Source organism: Microbispora sp. NBC_01389 (genome assembly GCF_045040095.1).
In the GTDB taxonomy this organism is placed as follows: Bacteria; Actinomycetota; Actinomycetes; order Streptosporangiales; family Streptosporangiaceae; genus Microbispora.
This window is the reverse complement of record NZ_CP109552.1, coordinates 2,654,666-2,674,901: the sequence shown is the minus strand read 5'-3', so window position 1 is coordinate 2,674,901 and position 20,236 is coordinate 2,654,666. Positions and strand designations below refer to the sequence as shown.

Annotated in this window: 20 protein-coding genes and 1 tRNA gene; 11 read left to right on the top strand and 10 right to left on the bottom strand. The window is 70.5% G+C overall.

Annotated features, from left to right (window positions below; all coding sequences use genetic code 11):
- Positions 1 to 490 precede the first annotated feature (490 nt).
- Complete coding sequence (locus OG344_RS12125) at positions 491 to 967, bottom strand: NUDIX hydrolase (protein WP_405089079.1); 477 nt, start codon at positions 965 to 967, stop codon at positions 491 to 493.
- A 258-nt stretch (positions 968 to 1,225) separates the two neighbouring features.
- Positions 1,226 to 1,310: transfer RNA gene (locus OG344_RS12120), tRNA-Tyr, on the bottom strand.
- A gap of 147 nt (positions 1,311 to 1,457) precedes the next feature.
- Here OG344_RS12120 and OG344_RS12115 point away from each other — a divergent pair.
- Together OG344_RS12115 and OG344_RS12110 are read left to right on the top strand one after the other, a co-directional pair.
- Positions 1,458 to 1,949 (top strand): GNAT family N-acetyltransferase, encoded by a 492-nt coding sequence (locus OG344_RS12115; RefSeq protein ID WP_405088301.1) that lies wholly within the window; start codon positions 1,458 to 1,460, stop codon positions 1,947 to 1,949.
- Between the two features lie 54 nt (positions 1,950 to 2,003).
- Positions 2,004 to 2,495 (top strand): YajQ family cyclic di-GMP-binding protein, encoded by a 492-nt coding sequence (locus OG344_RS12110; RefSeq protein ID WP_405088300.1) that lies wholly within the window; start codon positions 2,004 to 2,006, stop codon positions 2,493 to 2,495.
- A gap of 50 nt (positions 2,496 to 2,545) precedes the next feature.
- On the opposite strand, the gene OG344_RS12105 is transcribed toward OG344_RS12110, so the two are convergent.
- Entirely contained in the window at positions 2,546 to 2,782 is a 237-nt protein-coding gene (locus OG344_RS12105; RefSeq protein ID WP_405088299.1) for a hypothetical protein, read from the bottom strand.
- Positions 2,783 to 3,226: 444 nt separating this feature from the next.
- On the opposite strand from OG344_RS12105, the gene OG344_RS12100 reads away from it, so the two are divergent.
- The 8 genes from OG344_RS12100 to OG344_RS12065 all read left to right on the top strand — a co-directional run bounded on the left by OG344_RS12100 (position 3,227) and on the right by OG344_RS12065 (position 11,304).
- Positions 3,227 to 3,487 (top strand): GntR family transcriptional regulator, encoded by a 261-nt coding sequence (locus OG344_RS12100; protein ID WP_405088298.1) that lies wholly within the window; start codon positions 3,227 to 3,229, stop codon positions 3,485 to 3,487.
- Between the two features lie 261 nt (positions 3,488 to 3,748).
- Positions 3,749 to 6,340, top strand: a complete 2,592-nt coding sequence (locus OG344_RS12095) for an MFS transporter (protein WP_405088297.1) — start codon at positions 3,749 to 3,751, stop codon at positions 6,338 to 6,340.
- A 2-nt stretch (positions 6,341 to 6,342) separates the two neighbouring features.
- The gene (locus tag OG344_RS12090; protein ID WP_405088296.1) at positions 6,343 to 7,158 is read left to right on the top strand and encodes a YceI family protein; all 816 of its coding nucleotides are present in this window, start codon (positions 6,343 to 6,345) and stop codon (positions 7,156 to 7,158) included.
- 33 nt (positions 7,159 to 7,191) lie between these two features.
- Entirely contained in the window at positions 7,192 to 7,695 is a 504-nt protein-coding gene (locus OG344_RS12085; protein WP_405088295.1) for a MarR family winged helix-turn-helix transcriptional regulator, read from the top strand.
- A gap of 422 nt (positions 7,696 to 8,117) precedes the next feature.
- Complete coding sequence (locus OG344_RS12080; protein ID WP_405088294.1) at positions 8,118 to 9,026, top strand: ABC transporter substrate-binding protein; 909 nt, start codon at positions 8,118 to 8,120, stop codon at positions 9,024 to 9,026.
- Positions 9,027 to 9,029: 3 nt separating this feature from the next.
- Positions 9,030 to 9,887, top strand: a complete 858-nt coding sequence (locus OG344_RS12075; protein ID WP_405088293.1) for an amino acid ABC transporter permease — start codon at positions 9,030 to 9,032, stop codon at positions 9,885 to 9,887.
- 29 nt (positions 9,888 to 9,916) lie between these two features.
- Positions 9,917 to 10,684, top strand: a complete 768-nt coding sequence (locus OG344_RS12070; RefSeq protein WP_405089078.1) for an amino acid ABC transporter ATP-binding protein — start codon at positions 9,917 to 9,919, stop codon at positions 10,682 to 10,684.
- Between the two features lie 80 nt (positions 10,685 to 10,764).
- Positions 10,765 to 11,304, top strand: coding sequence for a helix-turn-helix domain-containing protein (locus OG344_RS12065; RefSeq protein WP_405088292.1), 540 nt, complete (start codon positions 10,765 to 10,767; stop codon positions 11,302 to 11,304).
- Here OG344_RS12065 and OG344_RS12060 read toward each other — a convergent pair.
- The 5 genes from OG344_RS12060 to OG344_RS12040 are packed head-to-tail and all read right to left on the bottom strand — an operon-like array spanning position 11,244 to position 17,719.
- Positions 11,244 to 12,401 carry a peptidase C39 family protein gene (locus OG344_RS12060; protein ID WP_405088291.1) on the bottom strand — a complete coding sequence of 386 codons (1,158 nt, stop codon included), beginning with the start codon at positions 12,399 to 12,401 and terminating at the stop codon, positions 11,244 to 11,246. The two genes, OG344_RS12065 and OG344_RS12060, sit on opposite strands and share 61 nt — an antisense overlap.
- Positions 12,402 to 12,409: 8 nt before the next feature.
- Positions 12,410 to 14,281, bottom strand: coding sequence for an ABC transporter ATP-binding protein (locus OG344_RS12055; RefSeq protein ID WP_405088290.1), 1,872 nt, complete (start codon positions 14,279 to 14,281; stop codon positions 12,410 to 12,412).
- Entirely contained in the window at positions 14,278 to 15,114 is an 837-nt protein-coding gene (locus OG344_RS12050) for an ABC transporter permease (RefSeq protein WP_405088289.1), read from the bottom strand. Before OG344_RS12050 ends, OG344_RS12055 begins: the two co-directional genes overlap by 4 nt.
- On the bottom strand, positions 15,111 to 16,070 hold the full coding sequence (locus OG344_RS12045; protein ID WP_405088288.1) for an ABC transporter permease: 960 nt from the start codon (positions 16,068 to 16,070) through the stop codon (positions 15,111 to 15,113). Before OG344_RS12045 ends, OG344_RS12050 begins: the two co-directional genes overlap by 4 nt.
- Positions 16,067 to 17,719, bottom strand: a complete 1,653-nt coding sequence (locus OG344_RS12040) for an ABC transporter substrate-binding protein (RefSeq protein ID WP_405088287.1) — start codon at positions 17,717 to 17,719, stop codon at positions 16,067 to 16,069. The genes OG344_RS12045 and OG344_RS12040 overlap by 4 nt, the downstream gene beginning before the upstream one ends.
- Positions 17,720 to 17,955: 236 nt before the next feature.
- Between OG344_RS12040 and OG344_RS12035 the strand changes: the two genes are divergently transcribed.
- A complete protein-coding gene (locus OG344_RS12035) occupies positions 17,956 to 18,531 on the top strand; it encodes a pyridoxamine 5'-phosphate oxidase family protein (RefSeq protein ID WP_405088286.1) in 576 nt (191 codons plus the stop codon).
- A 28-nt stretch (positions 18,532 to 18,559) separates the two neighbouring features.
- Here the strand turns inward: OG344_RS12035 and OG344_RS12030 are convergent, their stop codons facing one another.
- Both OG344_RS12030 and OG344_RS12025 read right to left on the bottom strand, forming a co-directional pair.
- Positions 18,560 to 19,408, bottom strand: coding sequence for a M48 family metalloprotease (locus OG344_RS12030; RefSeq protein ID WP_327049318.1), 849 nt, complete (start codon positions 19,406 to 19,408; stop codon positions 18,560 to 18,562).
- A gap of 88 nt (positions 19,409 to 19,496) precedes the next feature.
- Positions 19,497 to 20,186, bottom strand: a complete 690-nt coding sequence (locus tag OG344_RS12025; protein ID WP_405089077.1) for a 4Fe-4S binding protein — start codon at positions 20,184 to 20,186, stop codon at positions 19,497 to 19,499.
- Positions 20,187 to 20,236 lie beyond the last annotated feature (50 nt).

The following is a 20,236-nucleotide window of genomic DNA, read 5'->3' as shown; positions in this document are numbered from 1 at the left end:
ATTTTTCCCTCCAGCCTCTCCATCGACATTTCGGAATCTGGAGAGCCGGGCACCGCTGCTCCGGGGCGGAACAGTCGCTCAAGCGGGCGGATCTCGTGACTGTCGGGAATTTCTCCCCGACCCCCTTTCTCGCGACGATCGTGCCATAAGAAACAACCCTTGACTAGACCTCGACAGAAAGTAAGGCCATTCTTCCGCCGAAGAGAGACAGCCATCTAGCGCGTAAATCAGGGAAAGGGACCTTCATTTAGCGTGTGAAGCCAGGGAGAGGCATTCTCCAGCGCGTGAAACAACCTGCGGGATAAACACAACGTGTGGGATAAACATCAGCGGGGGCGGCTTCATGGAGCGATCGAGGGTAGAGGGTGGGCCACGGCGCAAGCGTGACCAGGCCAGCAAAGCTCAGACGGCACATCCGATTTCCGTTGATCCCCCAACAGCAGGCAACGCCCTCGGCGACGTCGCAACCCAAGGCATGGAGGCCTGTTGCTCAGCCAATATGCGGCGTGTCCCTACCGGTCAGGTGATGCCTGATACGCAGGGCCATCAAGCGGTCCATGGGCAGAGCCTCGACCTGGTCTCGGGGCACCCAGCGGACCTCTTGCGACTCGCTGCTCGGGGTGGGCTTGCCGGCTACGGCGCGGGTGGTGAGCACGATAGAGAACTCCTGCCGGGCCTCACCGTTGCTGGTGTAGAGAATCACGTGCCGAGGATCGGTGTAGATGCCGACCAGGCCAGTGATCTCGCACAGCACGCCGGTCTCCTCGCGGGTCTCCCTCATCGCGGCCTGCGGGAGGGACTCACCGAGGTCGATCGCGCCGCCGGGGGCGGCCAAGTTGCCGTTGTCACTTCGGCGGATCATGAGAATGTCGCCGGCCTCGTTGATCACGATGACGTTGACGGACGGAACGAGGCTGTTCGGAGCAGGGGCGTCGGGGTCGTCGTAGAAGTCGATCCGTCGCACCATGGTCACGTCACTACCGACGCAGGCGTCATCTCGACCGCTCATGCTGTCCAGGTTGACGCTGGTTGCGTCCCCGCTGGCTCATCGGTAAGCCTGGCGCATACTTGCGGCGGAACAGCCCGCGCGACCTGCGGAAACGCCCTCAAGATCATTGCGCATATATTGCGCAACCCCCGACAGACGGGGGCTCAGGGTGGCCTACGGCTGCACAGGCCTGGAAAGCAGAAGAGGCCCCGGAGGGCCTCTGAGCTGCGGTTCTGCTGGTGGCAGGTGCAAGGTTCGAACTTGCGTAGGCTGAGCCGACGGTTTTACAGACCGCTCCCTTTGGCCACTCGGGCAACCTGCCGTGTCTTCCGCTCGCCGCGGCGACAGGTAGAAGAATAGCGGACTTCCCGGGTGCACGTGACATGGGTTCCGTCCGGGTCGCTCCTGGACAGCAGCCGGTCCGGAAACCTGGGAGCGGGCGCGGCAGGCCGGCGGTCATAGTTGGACGGTGATCAGACAGGCCGAGCCGGCGGACCTCTTGGCCCTCCCGGAGATCGAGCGGGCGGCGGACGGAATGTTCGCGCCGCTCGGCATCATCGTCCCGCCCGGCACCACGGTCATCGAGGAGTGTGACGATCCCGGGCGAGTCATCGTGGCCGACCGGCCGCCGGTGGGGTTCGCCCTGCTCGGAGTGGTCGACGGCCTGACTCACCTCGAACAGATCGCCGTGCATCCCGGCCATGCCAACCAGGGGATCGGGACCCGGCTTCTGGAGGCCGTCTACGCGACTGCCGCCGCCCCACGAACGACAGCGACCGCTGCGGTGGTGACGCTGACGACGTTCCGGGACGTGCCGTGGAACGCGCCCTGGTACGCGCGCCGCGGCTTCCGCGTCATCCACCCCCACGAGTGGGGGCCGGAACTCAGCGCGCTCGTCGAGCACGAACGGGCCCTCGGCATAGAGGTGGCGCCCCGCGTCGTGATGAGGAAGGACCTCTGACCGCATCAGGGGCCACTAATCTCGAAGGTCAACGGAGAGAGGACACGGACACCGATGGCCGACAGCAGTTTCGACGTCGTGAGCAAGATCGACCGGCAGGAGGTCGACAACGCCCTGAACCAGACGGTCAAGGAGGTCGGGCACCGCTTCGACTTCAAGGGCACGGGCGCGAGCATCTCCTGGTCGGGGCAGAAGGACATCGAGATCAAGGCGAACAGCGAGGAGCGGGCCAACGCGGTCCTCGACGTCTTCAGGGACAAGATCGTCAAGCGCAACCTGTCCCTCAAGATCCTGGATGCCGGTGAGCCGAAGCCGTCCGGCAGGGAGTATCGCCTGGTGGTCGCTCTCAAGGAGGGCATCGACCAGGAGAACGCCAAGAAGATCTCCAAGCTCATTCGGGACGAGGGCCCGAAGGGCGTGAAGGCGCAGATCCAGGGCGAGGAGCTCCGGGTCAGCTCCAAGAAGAAGGACGAGCTCCAGCAGGTGATCTCGCTGCTCAAGGGCAAGGACCTCGACATCGCCCTCCAGTTCGTCAACTACCGCTGATTCGCACCCAAGACCGGGCCGATGGCCAGGGATTGCGGTGAACCCGCCGGTCACAGCGGCTCGCCCAGCGCCGTGGGGATCTGACGCAGGGCGAGCAACGCCGCCGACTCCTCGTGCAGCGCGGCCTCGAGGTCGGCCGCGGTGCGGGCCCGGAGGACGACCGGCTCAGGAAGCGGCCAGGCCGCCATGGCATAGAAGCGGCGCGAGCCAGGTCCGTACAGCACGGTCCAGCCGGGCCAGCGGTGGGCGATGCTGCGCGCGTCGGCGCGCTGCGCGAGGTCCCACACGCGGGGCCGCCATGGGCCCGGTTCGGTTCCCTCGCGGTGCCTGCCACAGGGCTTCACGGGACCGCTTGCTCGGCTCGGGCCTCCTGCGCGGCCACCGTCTCAAGAAGCTGGCCGAGGTCGTCGGCGTCGACGGTGCGTTCGGCCCCCGCTCGCATCTGCGGCACCGTGAACGGCCGGTCTCGGGTCGCCCAGAATCGGCCGGCGTCGGACCGCCAGAACCGCCAACCTGGGATCCCCGCAGGGGGCACGTTGGCCATATCGTGTGGCATGGGTCGGACCTCCAGTGTCCGATCAAGGGCCCGTCGTGGCGTTCCAGCGCCTGGCGGGCCCGTCGTGTCTTCAGGACTCAAGGGTCAGCGTAGCGCTCTTACGCATGCTTAACCATGGTTATCCTTGGTGCTGCGTGCGTATCCGCGCATCAGCACGGGTGCTTATGGTTCGGCCGTGGCGATCGAATGGCGGCCGAACGCGCCGAAGTGGGAACAGGTGGCCGAGGTGCTCAAGCAGCGCATCGCGGACGGGACCTACCCGCCGGACACCCAGCTTCCCTCGCAGCATGAGCTGGTGCGCGAATTCGAGATCGCCCCGAACACCGCCCAGAAGGTCCTCACGAGGCTGCGCCAGGAGGGCACGGCGTACTCGGTGCGCGGGGTCGGCACGTTCGTCTCCGCCGACCAGGACGATGCGCAGGGCGCCGGTGGATAGCCCCCGGAGCTCAACGTCGGTCAGCGGCGCGCACAGCAGGTGAGGGCGCACCTGAACGCGATCGCCCGCTGGTGGTTTACCCGCCCCTGGGCATGCAGGTGATGCCGGTCACAGGCGGAAACCAGCACCAAGGCCCTGACCTGCGGGTTCGGGGCCTTTTTCATGCCCACGCACCCCAACGCCATGACTATTTGGTTGCCCCAAGCAACGATCAGCGTACGATTGCTTAGGGAAACTAAGTTCAAGCACAGAGGGGCTTTGATGGCGAACGCGATGACCAGGGAGACGCCGCCGGGCGCGGCGGCTCCCGCGATGACGCACCGGGAGATCCTGGAGGCGCTCTCGGGTCTGATGCTGGGGATGTTCGTCGCGATTCTGTCGTCCACCGTCGTGGCGAACGCGTTGCCGACGATCACGGCGGAACTGCACGCGGACGAGACGACGTACACGTGGGTGATCACCGCGACGCTGCTCGCGACCACGGTCTCGACGCCGCTCTGGGGCAAGCTCGCCGACCTGTTCAGCAAGAAGTTGCTGATCCAGCTCGGGCTGACCATCTACGTGGTCGGCTCGGCGATCGCCGGCCTGTCGCAGAACCCCTCGATGCTGATCGGGGCGCGGGTGGTGCAGGGCCTCGGCGTCGGCGGCCTGACCGCCCTCGCCCAGGTCATCATGGCCGCGATGATCCCGCCGCGGGAGCGGGGCCGCTACTCGGGTTACCTCGGCGCGGTGTTCGCCGTCGGCACGATCGGCGGCCCGCTCATCGGCGGCCTGATCGTCGACACCTCGTGGCTCGGCTGGCGCTGGTGCTTCTACGTCGGCGTGCCGTTCGCGATCATCTCGCTGATCGTGCTGCAGAAGACCCTGCACCTGCCGGTGGTCAAGCGTCACGTGCGCATCGACTGGGGCGGCACGGTCCTGATCGCGGCCTCGGTCTCGCTGCTGCTGGTCTGGGTCTCCTTCGCCGGCACCAGGTACGACTGGCTGTCGTGGCAGACCGGCGCGATGGTCGGCGGGGCGGTCGTGCTCGCCGCGCTGTTCCTGCTGGTGGAGACGAAGGCGCGGGAGCCGATCGTCCCGCTGCACCTGTTCCGGATCCGTACGATCAGCCTGGCCGTGGTCGCCAGCGTCCTCGTCGGCGTGGGCATGTTCGGCGGCACGACCTTCCTCAGCCAGTACTTCCAGCTCGCCCGTGGCGAGACGCCCACCGTGGCCGGCCTGATGACGCTGCCGATGATCCTCGGCCTCGCGCTCTCCTCCACCATCTCCGGGCAGATCATCACCCGCACCGGGCGCTGGAAGGTCTTCCTCGTCGGCGGCACGTTCTTCCTCACCGCCGGCTTCGCGTTCATGGGCACGCTGCGGTACGACACCGACTACTGGCTCGTCGCCGTCTTCATGTTCCTCGTCGGCGTGGGCATCGGCATGAGCCAGCAGAACCTCGTGCTCGCCGTGCAGAACCAGGTGCGCGCCGAGGAACTGGGCGCGGGCAGCGCGGTCGTCGCGTTCTTCCGCTCCCTCGGCGGCGCGATCGGCGTCTCGGCGCTCGGCGCCGTGATGGTCAACCGCGTCCGCACCTACCTGCAGGAGAACCTCTCCGCGATCGGCGCCAACGGCACCGGCGGCGAGAGCGGCGCGATTCCGAAGCTCTCCGCGCTCCCCGCGCCGATCCGCACCGCCATGGAGGGCGCGTACGGCCACGGGATCGGCGACCTGTTCCTCTACGCCGCGCCGGTCGCCTTCCTCGCGCTCATCGCCGTGTTGTTCATCAAGGAGGTCCCGCTGCGGACCACCGCGCTCAGCGTCCAGGCCGAGGCTCCGGCGGAGCCCGACCCCTCCCTCACGGACCCCGCACGCGGGCGGAACGGCGCCGCGCCCGGCCGCCACGCGCAGCGCGACCGGCAGACGCCTCTCACAGCCGGCGTAGAGACAACGAGTGCCGAGACGACCTCGCCCAACGGCTTTGGCACCGTCCCCCACCACCTCGAGACCCGGCCGTTCATCCCCGAGCCGTCCGTCCTCACCGCCACGCGCGAGCGTCCGTACACGAGCCTCGCGACCGAGGCGTACGGCCTCGGCGGCCAGAATGGTCAGAACGGCGTGGAGATCCGCGGGCTTGTCACCGGCCGGGACGGCGCGCCCGTGGGCCGCGCCGTGCTCACGCTGATCGACGTACGCGGCCACCAGCTCGGCCGTACGGTCACCCGGGACGACGGCGGCTACGCGCTCACGGCCCCGGGCGGCGGAACGTACGTGCTGATCGCGTCGGCCGGCGACCGGGACCCGCAGGTAGCCACGCTGGTCGTCGGCGAGCAGCCGGTGGACTTCGACATGGTGCTCGCGGCCTCGGGCCGGCTCGTCGGCACCGTACGCGGCACGGACGGCGGGCCGGTCGCCGAGGCGACGGTCGTGGTGACCGACGTGCGCGGCGAGGCCGTCGCGACCGGTGCGACCGACGCCGAGGGCGGCTTCTCCTTCTCCGGCGTCGTCGCCGGGACCTACACGCTCACCGTCAGCGGTGCGGCGTACCGTCCGGCGGCGGTCCCGATCGAGGTGCTCGGCACCGGGCAGACCCGGCAGGACGTCGTGCTGCCGCCCGGCGCGCGGGTGCGCGGCACGGTCCGCGTCCGGGACGGCGTGCCGCTGGCGGACGCCAGGGTCACCCTGCTCGACGCCGCGGGCAACGTGGTCGGCATGGTGACCACCGGCGAGGACGGCGAGTACGCGTTCACCGATCTCACCGGCGGCCGGTACACCGTCGTCGCGACCGGCTATCCGCCCGTCGCGAACTCCCTGAACCTCGACGGGCAGGGCGACGAGCCGTACGACGTGTGGCTGGGGCACCCCGAATGAGCATGTCCACCACGGTCCCCCGGGGGCTGCACGCGGCGGTCCGGACCCCGGACGGCTGGGCCGTCCAGCACGCGATCGTCACGGTGACCGACACGGCCGGACGCCAGGTCGTGCGGGCGGAGGCGGACGCCGACGGGCAGGTCGCCACCGCCCCGCTGCCCCCGGGCGTCTACACCGTGGTCGCGACCGCGATCGGGTACGCGCCGGCCGCGTCCACCGCGATCGCGACCGCCTCGGGGGCGGCGGAGGCCGGCACGCTCGTGCTCGCCCGGCAGGGCGGCACCGAGCTTCCGCCGCCCGGCGGGTGGACGATCGACCCGGCGCACTCCAAGGTGTCGGCAACGGCCCGGCACCTCGGCCTGAGCAGCGTGCAGGGGCGGTTCACCGAGTTCTCCGGCCGGATCGACATGGGCGCCACGCCGGAGGAGTCGTCGGTGGTCGCCGAGATCGACGCGGCGTCCATCGACACCGGCAACGAGATGCGCGATGATCACCTGCGGTCGGCGGACTTTCTCGACGTCCCGGCGCACCCGGTCATCACGTACCGGAGCACGGGGCTGTCTCCGGCGGGCCCGGACCGGTGGACGGTGCACGGCGTGCTGACGCTGCGCGGCGTGAGCCGCCCGGTCGATCTCGACCTGGCGTATCTCGGTACCGGCCCGGACCTTTGGGGCGGGCTGCGGGCGGCCTTCCGCGCGGTCACGGAGCTGCGCCGGGAGGACTTCGCGATGACCTACAACCAGGTCGTCCAGGCCGGCATCTCACTGATCGGGGCGACGCTGAAAGTGGAGCTGGACATCCAGGCGGTGCGCGGGTAGACCCTGCCACAGGCAGTCAGGAGGAGGCAGGCCATGAGAGAGACGGAGACCGCTCTCCGGCCGCCCACGGCCGAAAATCACGAGGCGGTCCAGGAGGCCCATGAGGCGTACTGCGCGGTCGAGCGGCAGCTCGCCATCCTGCTCCGGCGCTCCCAGGCGTTCTCCGCCGGAATGGGACGCAAGGTGCACCCCGAGCTGGACCCCGGCGCGTACGGCCTGCTCGTGCGGATCGACCAGAGCTCGCCCATGCGCTCCAGCGACCTGGCCGCGTATCTCCGGGTGGGCCGGGCGACGATCAGCCGCCAGCTCAAGGTGTTGGAGGAGCTCGGGCTGATCAGCCGCAGCCCCGACCCGGAGGACGGCCGCGCCCACCTGCTGGCCCTCACCCACGAGGGGCGCAGGCGGCTCGACGACGCGCGGGCGGCGCGTCAGGGACAGCTGCGCACGCTCCTCGCCGCCTGGCCGGAGGAGGACGTACGGCTGCTCGCCGGAATGCTGGAGAGGTTCAACACACTGACCGAGGGCATGCACCCCTGACTCCGGAGACCGGACGGATGTAGACAGTCCCGGTCAAGGTGAGGACGCGACAGGGCAAGAGGCCGTCAGGTACGGCAGAAGACACGGAAGCTCCTGGCATCACACAGAGAGGCTCTGTATCCGCCAGGAGCTTCTTCCTGTCAGGCATACCGCTTCCGATCTCTTGAGCGCGGGGCGAGGTTCGGAAGCAGCCGCGCCGAAACCGACAGGGGGCGACAGACGGGACGGAAGGGTTGCAGTCGATGCGTAATTTTGGGATAACGTGTCCCATCACAGAAGTCACTAAGGAGCATCGCCCTGCTGGCCGTTCTCTGCATCCGAGGCGTCATCACCGCTCCTGGCACAGGCCGTCCCTGCCACCAGGCACGGCTCCCCTCGCGCGGCAGAGCACGAGCCGACCTATTAGAACCAAGGAGTGCCTCGTGCTCTCACGATCGATAACGCGGCGTCGGCTCGCAGTGACCTGCGCCCTGGCCCTCGCCACGGGGCTGACCCTCTCGGCATGCGGCGACGACACGACCGGAACCGACACCGCCGCCCCGATCCCCAGCGCCACAAGCACCCTGGCGCAGCTCGTGCCGCAGAACATCGCGGCGGACGGCAAGATCTTGATCGGTAGTGACGCTTCTTACCCGCCCAACGAGTCCGTCGACCCGGCCAGCCAGAAGATCGTCGGGTGGGAGGTCGAACTGGGCGAGGCGCTGGCGGCCAAACTCGGACTCAAGGCCGACTTCCAGAACGCCGGCTTCGACACGATCATTCCGGGCATCCAGTCAGGCAAGTACGAGCTCGGCATCTCGTCCTTCACGGACAACCCGGAGCGCGAGAAGGTCGTCGACTTCGTGACGTACTATTCCGCCGGCGTCTCGTGGGCCACTCTGAAGGGCAACCCGAACGGCGTCGACCCCGACAACGCCTGCGGCAAGAAGATCGGCGTCCAGCAGGGCACGGTCGAGGTGGACGACATCAAGGCACGTAGCGAGAAGTGCGTCAAGGACGGCAAGCCCGCGATCGAGCAGGTCGTCCGCAAGGGCCAGACCGAGGTCAACGCCGACCTGGTCTCCGGCAAGATCGACGGCATGCTGGCCGACTCCCCCATCGTGGGTTACGCGATCAAGGAGACCGGCGACAAGCTCGAGAGCATCGGCCAGATGTACGACGCGGCCCCCTACGGCTTCGCGGTCGGAAAGAACTCCGGCTCGTTCAAGGACGCCGTGCTCGGCGCGCTGAAGGAACTCATGGCGGACGGCACCTACACCAAGATCCTGGAGAAGTGGGGTGTCCAGGACGGCGCCATCACGGAGCCCGTGATCAACGGCGCCGGCGGCTGATCCATGTCCGTCCGCGAAACGGAGGCGCGCACCGGGACGACGATCAAGGCCGTCCCGGTGCGTCACCCCGGCCGCTGGGTGGCGGCGGTGGCGGTCGCGGTGCTGGCCGCGATGCTGATCAACAACCTCGTCACCAACGAGGCTTACAACTGGTCCGAGCAGCTCAAGTACCTGTTCGCGCCTCCGGTGCTCGAGGGCGTGCGCAACTCGATCTGGCTGACCGTCGCCGCCATGGGCGGCGGCGTGCTCCTCGGCATCGTGCTCGCCCTGATGCGGCTCTCGGCCAACCCGCTGCTGCGCGGCGCGGCCTGGATCTACATCTGGGTTTTCCGTGGCACGCCGCTGTTCACGCAATTGCTGATCTGGGGCAACATCGGGGCGCTGTTCCCCAGCCTCGGCCTGGGCATCCCGTTCGGCCCCGAGTTCGCCACCGCACAGACCAACGCGCTGTACAGCGCGGCCGCCGCGGCGGCGCTCGGACTGCTGTTCAACGAGGCGGCCTACATGGCCGAGATCGTGCGCGGCGGCATCCAGTCAGTCGACGTCGGCCAGCAGGAGGCGGCCAGCGCGCTGGGCCTGACGCGGATGCAGGCACTGCGCCGGATCATCCTGCCCCAGGCGATGCGGGTCATCGCGCCGCCTACCGGCAACGAGGCGATCTCGATGCTGAAGAACACCGCGCTGGTGGCGGCCGTGCCGTACACGGAGCTGACCTTCACGGTGCAGAGCATCTACTCGCACACGTATCAGATCATCCCCATGCTGATCATGGCCTGTATCTGGTACCTCTTCCTCTCGTCCCTGATGATGATCGGCCAGCACTACCTTGAGCGGTACTACGGCAAGGGGCACGCGCGGTGAGTGAGACCACGAACGCCCCGGCGGACGTCATGGACGACGGCCTGATGGTCAAGGCCGAGCAGGTCTGCAAGAAGTTCGGCCACGTCGAGGTCCTCAAGGGCATCGACCTGACGGTCCGGCAGGGCGAGGTGATGTGCATCGTCGGCCCGTCCGGCTCGGGGAAGTCGACGTTCCTGCGATGCATCAACCATCTGGAGAAGATCGACGGCGGCCGGCTGTGGGTGGGCGGTCACCTCGTCGGCTACCGCCAGCGCGGCGACAAGCTGTACGAGCTGCGCGAGAAGGAGGTCGCGGCGCAGCGCAGGGACATCGGCATGGTGTTCCAGCGGTTCAATCTCTTCCCGCACATGACGGCCCTGCAGAACGTCATGGAGGCGCCGATCCTCGTGAAGGGCGAGAGCAAGGACGCGGCCAAGGCCAGAGCGGAGCGGTTGCTCGACAGGGTCGGCCTGTCCGACCGGATGGGCAACTACCCGTCCCAGTTGTCCGGCGGGCAGCAGCAGCGCGTAGCCATCGCGCGGGCACTCGCGATGCAGCCCAAACTCATGCTGTTCGACGAACCCACCTCCGCCCTGGACCCGGAACTCGTCGGCGAGGTCTTGGACGTGATGAGGGACCTGGCCGGCGAGGGTATGACCATGGTCGTCGTGACACACGAGATGGGCTTCGCCCGAGAGGTCGGCGACTCCCTGGTGTTCATGGATGAAGGTGTCATCGTCGAGCAGGGCGTCCCCCGCGAGGTGCTGACCAACCCTCGGCACGCTCGCACCCAGGCGTTCCTGTCCAAGGTCCTCTGACCCTGCAGCCCTCGGCGTCTGACGCCCGGACCGCCCCCTTCGTGGAACAATGGCGTACTTCGAAAAGGGGGGCTGGGCGGGTGGGCGCGCTCTCGGAGCAGGTGCGAGCGGCGATCGCGAGCAACGTGCGGCACGCGCGGCACACGCGCGGGCTCAGCATCCGCGACCTGGCGGACCGCTCCGGCTTCAGCAAGGCGCTGCTGTCGCAGATCGAGCGCGGCCTGGCCAACCCCACGGTCGAGGTGCTGGCGGGGCTGGCCGAGGCGCTCGACCTGTCCTTCGCCGACCTCACCCGGACGCCTTCGTACGAACCGCAGGTGGTGCGCCGCGCCGGCGATGACGCGGCGCGCACCCTGCTGAGCTCCCTCGACCGGCGCCGCTTCGAGCTGTACGAGACGCCGCTGCCGCCGGAGCACACCCATGAGAGCGCACCGCACGGGCGGGGGTCGGAGGAGTTCGCCTACGTCCTGTCCGGCTCGGTGACCCTGGAGGTCGCGACGTACGAGGTTCGTCTAGGGGCGGGGGACGCCGTCCGGTTCTCCGCCGAGGCCGAGCACGGCTACCGGACCGGCGCGGAGCCTGCCCGGCTGCTGACGCTCGTCTCGATGCCCGCCGACTGACCGGCACCCGCCTGCCGTCCGGCCGGCTGTCTGAGCGCGATCATGCCGCGGTAGCTCGGCGTGCCGTACCACGCGAGCCGGTCCAGCGTCGCGGCGGGAAGCGGCAGATCGAGCGCGTCGAGGTAGGTCTCCCCCAGGTGGGCGTCCGTCCACGGGTCGTTGACGTGGAAGACGTCTCCCTCCACCCCGTGGACGGCGATCCAGTGCGGGCAGCTCTCATCGTGCATGCCGAGCTGCTCTATCAGCACGAGCGCCACCCCGCCGCCCTCGATGAGCGCGCGGAGCCGGTCGAGGTCGAAGGCGACGGTCTCCACGCCGATGCCCCTCCGGGTGAGCTCGGCCCGGAAGCCCGTCTGGATGAAGCGCCTCAGCTCGCGCTCCTCGTCCGTACGGCACAGCTCCAGCAGGGTCGGGGCCTCGGTCGACAGCAGCACCTCGGGAGTCGCGCCACGGTCGGCGGCGGCGAGCGCGAGGCCCAGGGGGTCGCAGCCGGCCACGGTGGTCGCCGCACGCCACAGCCGCAGCTCCTCCTCACGGGAGGGCTCGCCCCGCAGCCCCAGCCCTCCGAGTGCCATCTGCAGCGCCGCGGGACCACAGGTGAAGTCGGTGGTCTGGCGCATGTACGGCAGCGCCCGCGCGGGGGGCCGCTCGCGCCAGCGCACCTGGCCGTAGCCGGTCTCTGAGCCTGTTTCCGGGCCGCCGACGACCGGGCCCGCCCAGGTGGGCACCGGCACCTCCCGGTAGCCCCGGCCGAGCGAGCGTTCCCATGCCGCGTCCCGCGCCGCGAACCACCGCTTGACCGCCACCGCGCCCTCCCGCCAGGCGCGGCCCTCGATGGTCCGGACGAGCGCGTCGGCGACCGCGTCGTCGGACGCCCACACGTCCACGATCTTCCGGTACGCCGTGAGCGGCCGGTGCACCTCGAAGGCGGCCCCGGCCAGCGTTCCGCCCGTACGGGCCGTGACGAGCGTGCGCACCTGCACGCCGCCCGCGAGCCGCCAGCGGCGCAGCAGGTCGGCGGGCACGGCGTCGAGTCCTTCGGCGACGGAGGCCACGTCTCCCGTCACGGGCAGCACGTCGACGCGTAGTTCGGTCATCAGGATCTTCACTCCGCTCGGGTCGCCGCCGGCACGGACGCCAGCAGCCGTTGGGTGTACTCGTGCGTGGGGGCGCCCAGCACACCGCCGACCGGCCCGGTCTCGACGACGCGGCCGCGGTGCATCACGTACACGCGGTCGGCGACCTGCCGCGCGACGGCCAGGTCGTGGGTGATGAACAGCAGGGTCAGCCCCAGGTCGCGGCGCAGGTCCGACAGCAGGTTGAGCACCTGCGCCTGGACCGAGACGTCGAGCGCCGAGACGGGCTCGTCGCAGACCAGCACCTCGGCGCCGGGAGCGAGGGCCCGCGCGATCGCCACCCGCTGGCGCTCGCCGCCCGACAGCGCGCGGGGCCTGCGCCGGGCGTACGCCGCGGGCAGTCCGACCAGGTCGAGCAGGGCGGGCACCTCCGACCGGGGGCGGCCCGCCGCCCTGAGCGCCTCGGCCAGCGAGGCGCCGACGGTGAGGCCGGGGTTCAGCGCGGAGTACGGGTCCTGGAACACGTACTGCACCCGTCTCGGCCCGGTGGCCCGGCCGCCGAACTCCACGGTTCCCCCGTCGGGCCGTTCCAGGCCGATCACGCACCGCGCGAGTGTGGTCTTGCCGGAGCCGGACTCGCCGACCACCGCGACCGACTCCCCCGCCGCGACCTCCAGGTCGACCCCGGCGAGCGCCGGCGCGGACGCCCCGGGGAACCGCTTGGTCAGCCCCCGCACCGTCAGCATCGCCGGCGCAGGCTCCCGGCCGGCGGACGACGGCTCCTCGGCGGGCACCGGCTCTTCGGCGGGCACCGGCTCTTCGGCGGGCACCGGCTCTTCGGCGGGCACGGGCTCTTCGGCGGGCACGGGCGGCGGCTCGGGAGCGGCGATCGGCCGCACGTCGGAGGGCCGCACGCACGCCGCCCGGTGCCCGGGAGCCACCTCGGCCAGGGGCGGCTCCGCCATGCGGCAGGCGTCGGCCACGAGGTCGCACCGGTCGGCGAAGGCGCAGGCGCCGCTCACCGTGTACGGCCGGGGCACCGAGCCGGGGATCGTCGGCAGCGCCGGGAGGCGGTGCGTGACGGGCGGGTCGCAGGCCGCCAGCCGTGCCGTGTAGGGGTGCTTCGGGGTGTCCATCACCCGGGCCGCCGGGCCCTCCTCGACGAGACGCCCGGCGTACATCACCATGATCCGGTCGGCCCTGGCGCGGGCGAGCCGGAGATCGTGGGTGATCAGGATCAGGCCCATGCGCCGGGCCTCCTGCAGCCCGGCGATCAGTTCGAGCACCTCGTGCTGGGTCGTCACGTCCAGCGCGGTGGTCGGCTCGTCGGCGACGAGCAACGCGGGACCCGCGGCGAGCGCGGCGGCGATGGCCACCCGCTGGCGCATGCCGCCGGACAGCTGGAAGGGGTAGCGCCCGGCGGCCTCGGCGGGCAGCCCCACCTCGGCCAGCAGCCGGGCGACCCCGGCGGCGCGCCCGGCGCGCGGCAAGGTCCAGCCGATCTGCTCGCCGCAGCGGTGCACCGGCGACAGCGAGGTGAAGGGGTCCTGGAGCAGCAGCGCGATCGTCGCCCCCCTGATCCGCTGCCAGGGCGCGCGGCCGCCGGCCAGGTCGTACGCCTGCCCGGACAGTTCCAGCCGCCCACTGGCGTGCACGCCCTCGGGCAGCAGCCCGGTCAGCGCCTTGACGGTCATCGACTTGCCCGAGCCGGACTCGCCGACGACGGCGACCGTCTCCCCGGGGGCCACCGTGAGGTCGAGACCCGTGACGAGGTGGCCCGCCGCCGAGGTCACCCGCAGGTCGCGGGCGCGCAGCAGAGGCGTCCCGAAGCCCGAGTCCACCGTGTCTCCGGCCGTCGTGTCTCCGGCCGTCGTGTCTCCGGCCGTCGTGTCACCGGTCACTTGGCCACCACCCTCCGGTCGAGCAGCTCCGACAGCCAGTCGCCCAGCAGGTTGACGGCGGTCGCGGTGAGGATGATCAGGACGCCGGGCACCACCGCCGCCAGCGGGTTGTCGCCGAGCAGCTCACGCCCGTCGGCGAGCTGGCGTCCCCAGTCGGGGGCACCGGGCGGCACGCCGAGCCCGAGGTACGACAGCGACGAGAGCGCGACCAGCGCGAACGCCACGTTGAGCAGGAGGTTGGCGACCACGATCGGCACGATGTTCGGCGCGACGTGCCGGAACATGATCCGCATCGGCCGGATGCCGAGGAGCCGGGCCGACTCGATGTACGGCCGGGGCGTCTGCTCCATCACCGCGCCGCGCACGAGCCGTAGGTCGGACGGCGAGAACAGCACGACCAGCACGGCGACCGTGACCCAGTAGCCGCGGCCCACGAGGCCCGCGACCACGATGGCCAGCAGCACGGGCGGCAGCGCCAGCAGCAGGTCGGCGTAGCGGCCGGCCAGCATGTCCACGACGCCGCCCCGGTAGCCCGCGAAGGTGCCGAGCAGGAACCCGATCACCATCGAGCCCAGGGCGACCACGATCGGACCGGCCAGGGCCGAACGGGCGCCCGCCAGCGACAGCTGCAGGATGTCCCGGCCGAGCTGGTCGGTGCCGAACAGGTGGCCGTCGGCCCCCGCGCCCACCACGCCCAGGTAGATGTCCTGGTCGAGCGCATGCGGCGCGAGCAGTTCCCGGCCCACCGCGCACGCCGCGACGGCGGCGAGCACGACGGCGGACACGACGACCAGGACCGGGGCCCGCCGCCTCAGCCGTCTCAGCCGGGTCATCCGCGCACCGCCCTGGTGCGGACACGCGGGTCGATCGCGAGATACGACAGGTCGACGGCGAGCGCGGTCACCGAGACGACCAGCGCGACGACGAGCGTCAGCGCCTGCACCACCGGGATGTCCTTGAACAGCACCGACTCCTCGATCAGCGCGCCGAGTCCGGGCAGCGCGAAGGTGACCTCGATCAGCACGGTCCCGCCGAACAGGTAGGCCACCATCAGGCCGAGGCTGGTCACGATCGGGATCGCCGCGTTGCGCAGCACCAGGCGCAGCACCCTGCGTTCGGACAGGCCACGGCCCCGGGCGAACGTCACGTAGTCCTGGTCGAGCTCCCGGACGACCGCCGCCCTGGTCAGCTTCACGACGAACGCGCCGAGGCCGAGCGCGAGCGCCACGGCCGGAAGGACCAGGTGCCACAGCGCGTCGAGGAACCCGGTGCCGGTGCCGTAGACGGGGAACCAGCCCAGCCCGAGCGCGAAGACGTACAGCAGGATCAGGCCGACCGCGAAGCCGGGCGCGCTGACGCCGACGACCGAGGCCGTGACCACCACACGGTCCAGGAGCCGGCCCCGCCGTACGGCGGTGGCGACGCCCGCGGGCACCCCGGCGAGGATCGACAGCAGGAACGCCAGCCCGGACACGGCCGCCGTCACCCCGGTCCGGTCCAGCAGCAGCGGGCCGACCGGCCCGCCCGTGCGGATGGAGGTGCCGAAGTCGCCCGTCACCACGCCGGTCAGCCACCGCCAGTACTGCACCAGGAAGGGGTCGTCGAGGTGGTAGCGGGCGCGCACCTGGGCCAGCGCCTCCGGGGTGACGCTGCGCGTGCCCAGCATGGTGCGGGCGACGTCTCCCGGCGCGAGGTACAGCAGGGCGAAGACCAGCAGCGACAGCGCGACCAGCAACGCCAGCGTCGCGGCGACGCGCCGCAGCACGAACGTGAGAACGGGCCGGTTCACTGCGCCGCGTACACCTGGGACGGCCAGTCGGCCATGAGCGTGTAGGAGGAGTAGTCCTTGATCCCGACCGCGCTGCCGAACGCGACGGCGGCCTGGCCCCACCACAGCGGCAGGTAGGCGAGGTCGGCGGCCTGCGTGGTCTGCGCGTCGATGAGGAGCTGGGCCCGTGCCGCCGGGTCGGCCTCCCCGTCGGCCTTCGCCATCGTCGCCGCGATGTTTTTGTTGGTGTATTGGGCGGGATTGCCGTCACCGAGGAACCAGGCGGCGAGCTCGCCGGGGTCGCCCGTGGTGTTGAAGTACCACATGTAGCTCAGCGGAGGGAAGTCGTTGAGCTCCGCCAGCCACTGCTCGATGGGGAGTTCCTTCACGTCGAGCGTGATGCCGATCTTCTTGAGGTCGGCGGCGAACGCCAGCGCGGCCGTGCCCAGGTGCGGGCCGGTGTTCGGGTAGGACAGGCTCGCCGAGAAGCCCTGCGGCACCGACGACTGCGCCAGCTCCCGCTTCGCCTGCTCCAGGTCGTAGGCGTACTGCGGAATCCCGCCGAGTTTCGCGGCGGCCTCCTGCGGTGTCCAGAGCCCGCCGAACTGCTCCGGGGTGGACATCGCCGTCGCCACCTGCCCGTGCCCGCGCAGGATCTTGGCGACGACGGCCTCCCGGTTCACGGCGTGGGCGATCGCCTTGCGCACGTGCACGTCGTCGAACGGCTTGGCCCGCACGTTGAAGGTGAGCCCGGCGTACGAGCGGTCGGGCGCGTACACGACCCTGGTGTCGGAGGCGCTCTCCCACTGGCCTGACTGGGCCAGCGGCACGTTGAGCGCCATGTCCGCCTTGCCGGCCTTCCAGGCCAGCAACCGGGTGTTCTCGTCGGGCACGAACTCGAACCGGATCTTCGCGGGCTTCGGCTCCGGGCCGCGCCAGGTGCCGGCCCGTTCGAACTCGACGTACGAGTCGGGCACGAAGGAGGTCACCTTGTACGGGCCGGTGCCGACGGGGAGCGCCTGTGGGGTGCCGATACCGGTCTTCGCCCTGTCCCAGAGGGCCTTCGGCGCGATCCACAGCGCGTCGGCGTTCGACGGAAGCCAGGCGAAGGACACGTCGGCGGTCTTCGCGGTCAGGGTGATCTCGGCGTCGCCGGTCTTCTCGGCCTTCTTCAGGTTCGCCCAGTAGGAGGCGGTGGAGGGAGAGACCTTGACGTCCTTGGCCATCTCGATCGAGTGGAGGACGTCGTCCGCGGTCACGGGGGTGCCGTCGTGGAACCTCGCGTCGGGGCGGAGGGTGTAGACGAAGGTCGTCGGCGACGTCTGCTCGAACGCCGACGCCAGCGCCGGCACGATCTTCCCTGCCGCGTCGACGCCGACCAGCCCCTCCATGCAGATGCCGGTGACGTAGTAGTTGAGGATGCCCGACTCCTGGCCGGGATAGAGGTTCGACAGTGAGCCGGGCAGTGAGACGCGCAGCACCTCGATGCCCTTGCCCGTGTCGGCGCCCGCGTCCGCGCTGCCGTTCGACGGCTTCGTCCCGTTCGAGGACGAGGAGCCGGCGCCGCACGCCTCCAGCAGCGCGGCGGTGGAGAACACACCGACGCCGGTGACCGCCGCCTTCAGGAGCCTCCGGCGGCTGTAGACGCCGCGCTCATGTACGTCCGCCATGTCACACCTCTCTCGTGACCTGGCTTGTCTACCAAGCCGACCCAATCGGTTGGCTGCAGTAAACACCACCAAACCGCATATTTCACCCCTTGTCATGACACAAGGGCACCGATAGAGACCTGGGCGTGCCTGATTCGTGACAGATCCTCGACCACCGCCGCTCGACCACCGCACGCGTCTGTCCGACCGGTGGACGTGGCGGCTGCCGGGCGCGTGGTCCGGGTTATCGTCGCAATATGGGCAAGGTCTACGAGAAGCTCACCGACCGACTGCGTGAGTTCATCTCCGCACAACCGGTCTTCTTCGTGGCGACGGCACCCGAGCGGGGCGGCCACGTCAACGTGTCGCCGAAGGGCTACGGGGACACCTTCGCGGTCATCGACGACACGACGGTCGCTTACCTCGATCTCGACGGCAGCGGCGTGGAGACCATCGCCCACATCCGCGACAACGGGCGCGTCACGCTGATGTTCTGTGCCTTCGCCGGGCCGCCGAAGATCGTGCGGCTCTTCGGCACCGGCCGCGTGGTGACTCCCGGCGACGCCGGCTTCTCCGATCTGCTCACGCTCTTCGGGCCGCATCCGGGCGTGCGCTCGGTCATCGTGGTGTCCTGCGACCGCATCGCCGACTCCTGCGGCTACTCGGTGCCCTTCATGGCGTACGAGCAGGACCGGGCGCTGCTCGACGATTGGGCCGGACGCAAGGATGTGCAGCAGCGGCGGAACTACCGCGCCAAGCACAACCGGGAGAGCATCGACGGGCTGCCCGCGCTCGGCGCCGAGGAGACCGACCCGGTCCGCCAGCACTCCTGAACGCCGCCTGCTCCCTCTCCGGGCCCTGTCAGCGCCGGTAGCCGGCCATCCGCTCCAGCCGGGCGATGCGCGCGGCGACCGGCGGATGGGTCGCGAACAGCCGGCCGAGCCCGGCGCAGCGGAACGGGTTGACGAACATCATGTGACCCGCGGAGGCGAGCCTGCCGTTCTCCGGGAGGGGAAGCCGGCGCGCCTCCATCTCGACCTTGCGCAGCGCCGAGGCGAGAGCCAGCGGGTCGCCGGTCAGCCGTACGCCCGCGTCGTCGGCGGCGAACTCCCGCGACCGCGAGATCGCCATCTGGATCATGGTCGCCGCGACCGGGCCGAGGATCATCACCAGGATGGCGCCGAGGAACCCCGGCCCCTCGTCGTCGTCCGAACCGGAGAAGAGGCCGACGTACCCGAAATAAGTGATCATCGTGGCCAGCGCGCCCGCGACGGACGAGATCAGCGTGTCCCGGTTGTTGATGTGCGACAGCTCGTGGCCGAGCACACCCTTGAGCTCGCGCTCGTCCAGCAGCCCGAGCAGGCCGTGCGTGACGCACACGGCGGAGTCACGCGGGCTGCGGCCGGTCGCGAACGCGTTGGGCTGCATGGTCGGCGACACGTACAGGCGGGGCATCGGCCCGCGGGTCTCCGTGCACAGCTCGCGGACGACACGGTAGAGGTGCGGCTGCTCGACCTCGGCCACGGGCCGGGCCCGAAGGGCCGACAGCGCGATCCTGTCGGCCGTGAAGTAGGCGACGCCGCAGGTCGCGAGCGCGACCACGACGGCGATCCGGGCACCGGCCCCGCCCCCCAGCCAGACCCCGGCCGCCAGGAGGAACGCCGACAGCGCCCCCAGCAGGACCGCGGTGCGCAGGCGGTTGTGGTGCACGCCTCCTCCTCACGGTTCGGTGTGTCCAGCCCTCCAACGCGCAGGTCCTGGGCGAACGTTCCCGTGGGACGGTCCGGCGTGCGAGAGGTCAGCTCTCCCCCTCGGGACCACCCTTCTCGCCGGGCCGCTGGGGCTTCTTCGGCAGTGCGCCGGGCGGCCGGATGGAGCGGACGTCGCGCATGGCGCGCGGCGGCTCGCGCCGAGGGCGGTTCCCGGGCCCGCCCGCCGCGCCGGTCGCGGGTTCGGTCCCGCGCGCGGGCACAGGTTGGGTCCCGGGGCCCTTCGCCGGCTCTTTGACCGGACCGGCCGCCGCCGGGCCGCGCGCGCCCGCCGACGATCCCCTGGACGGTCCCTTGGGCGGCTCCGCGCCGATCTCGGGCGCGGGCGGCGAGGGTACGGTCGCGACCCACTCGCCGAGCCGGTCCTTCTCGTGCAGGAGGTCGCGGACGTCGTACTCGGCGTACTCGAACTCCGGCGACCAGAACAGCGCGTCGAACGGGCACACCTCGACGCAGATGCCGCAGTACATGCACAGCGAGAAGTCGATCGCGAAGCGGTCGAGCACGTTGCGGGCACGCGGGCGGCCGCCCTCCGGCGCCGGGACCGTCTCCTTGTGCGAGTCGATGTAGATGCACCAGTCGGGGCACTCACGCGCGCAGAGCATGCAGACGGTGCAGTTCTCCTCCACCAGGGCGATCACGCCCCGGCTGCGCGCGGGCAGGTCGGGGCGGACCTCCGGATATTGCCCCGGCTCCGGCTCGCGCAGCGCCTGCCGCATGATCACGGCCGGGTCCCCGCCCGGTCCTTCTCCTGGTACGCACGCCATAC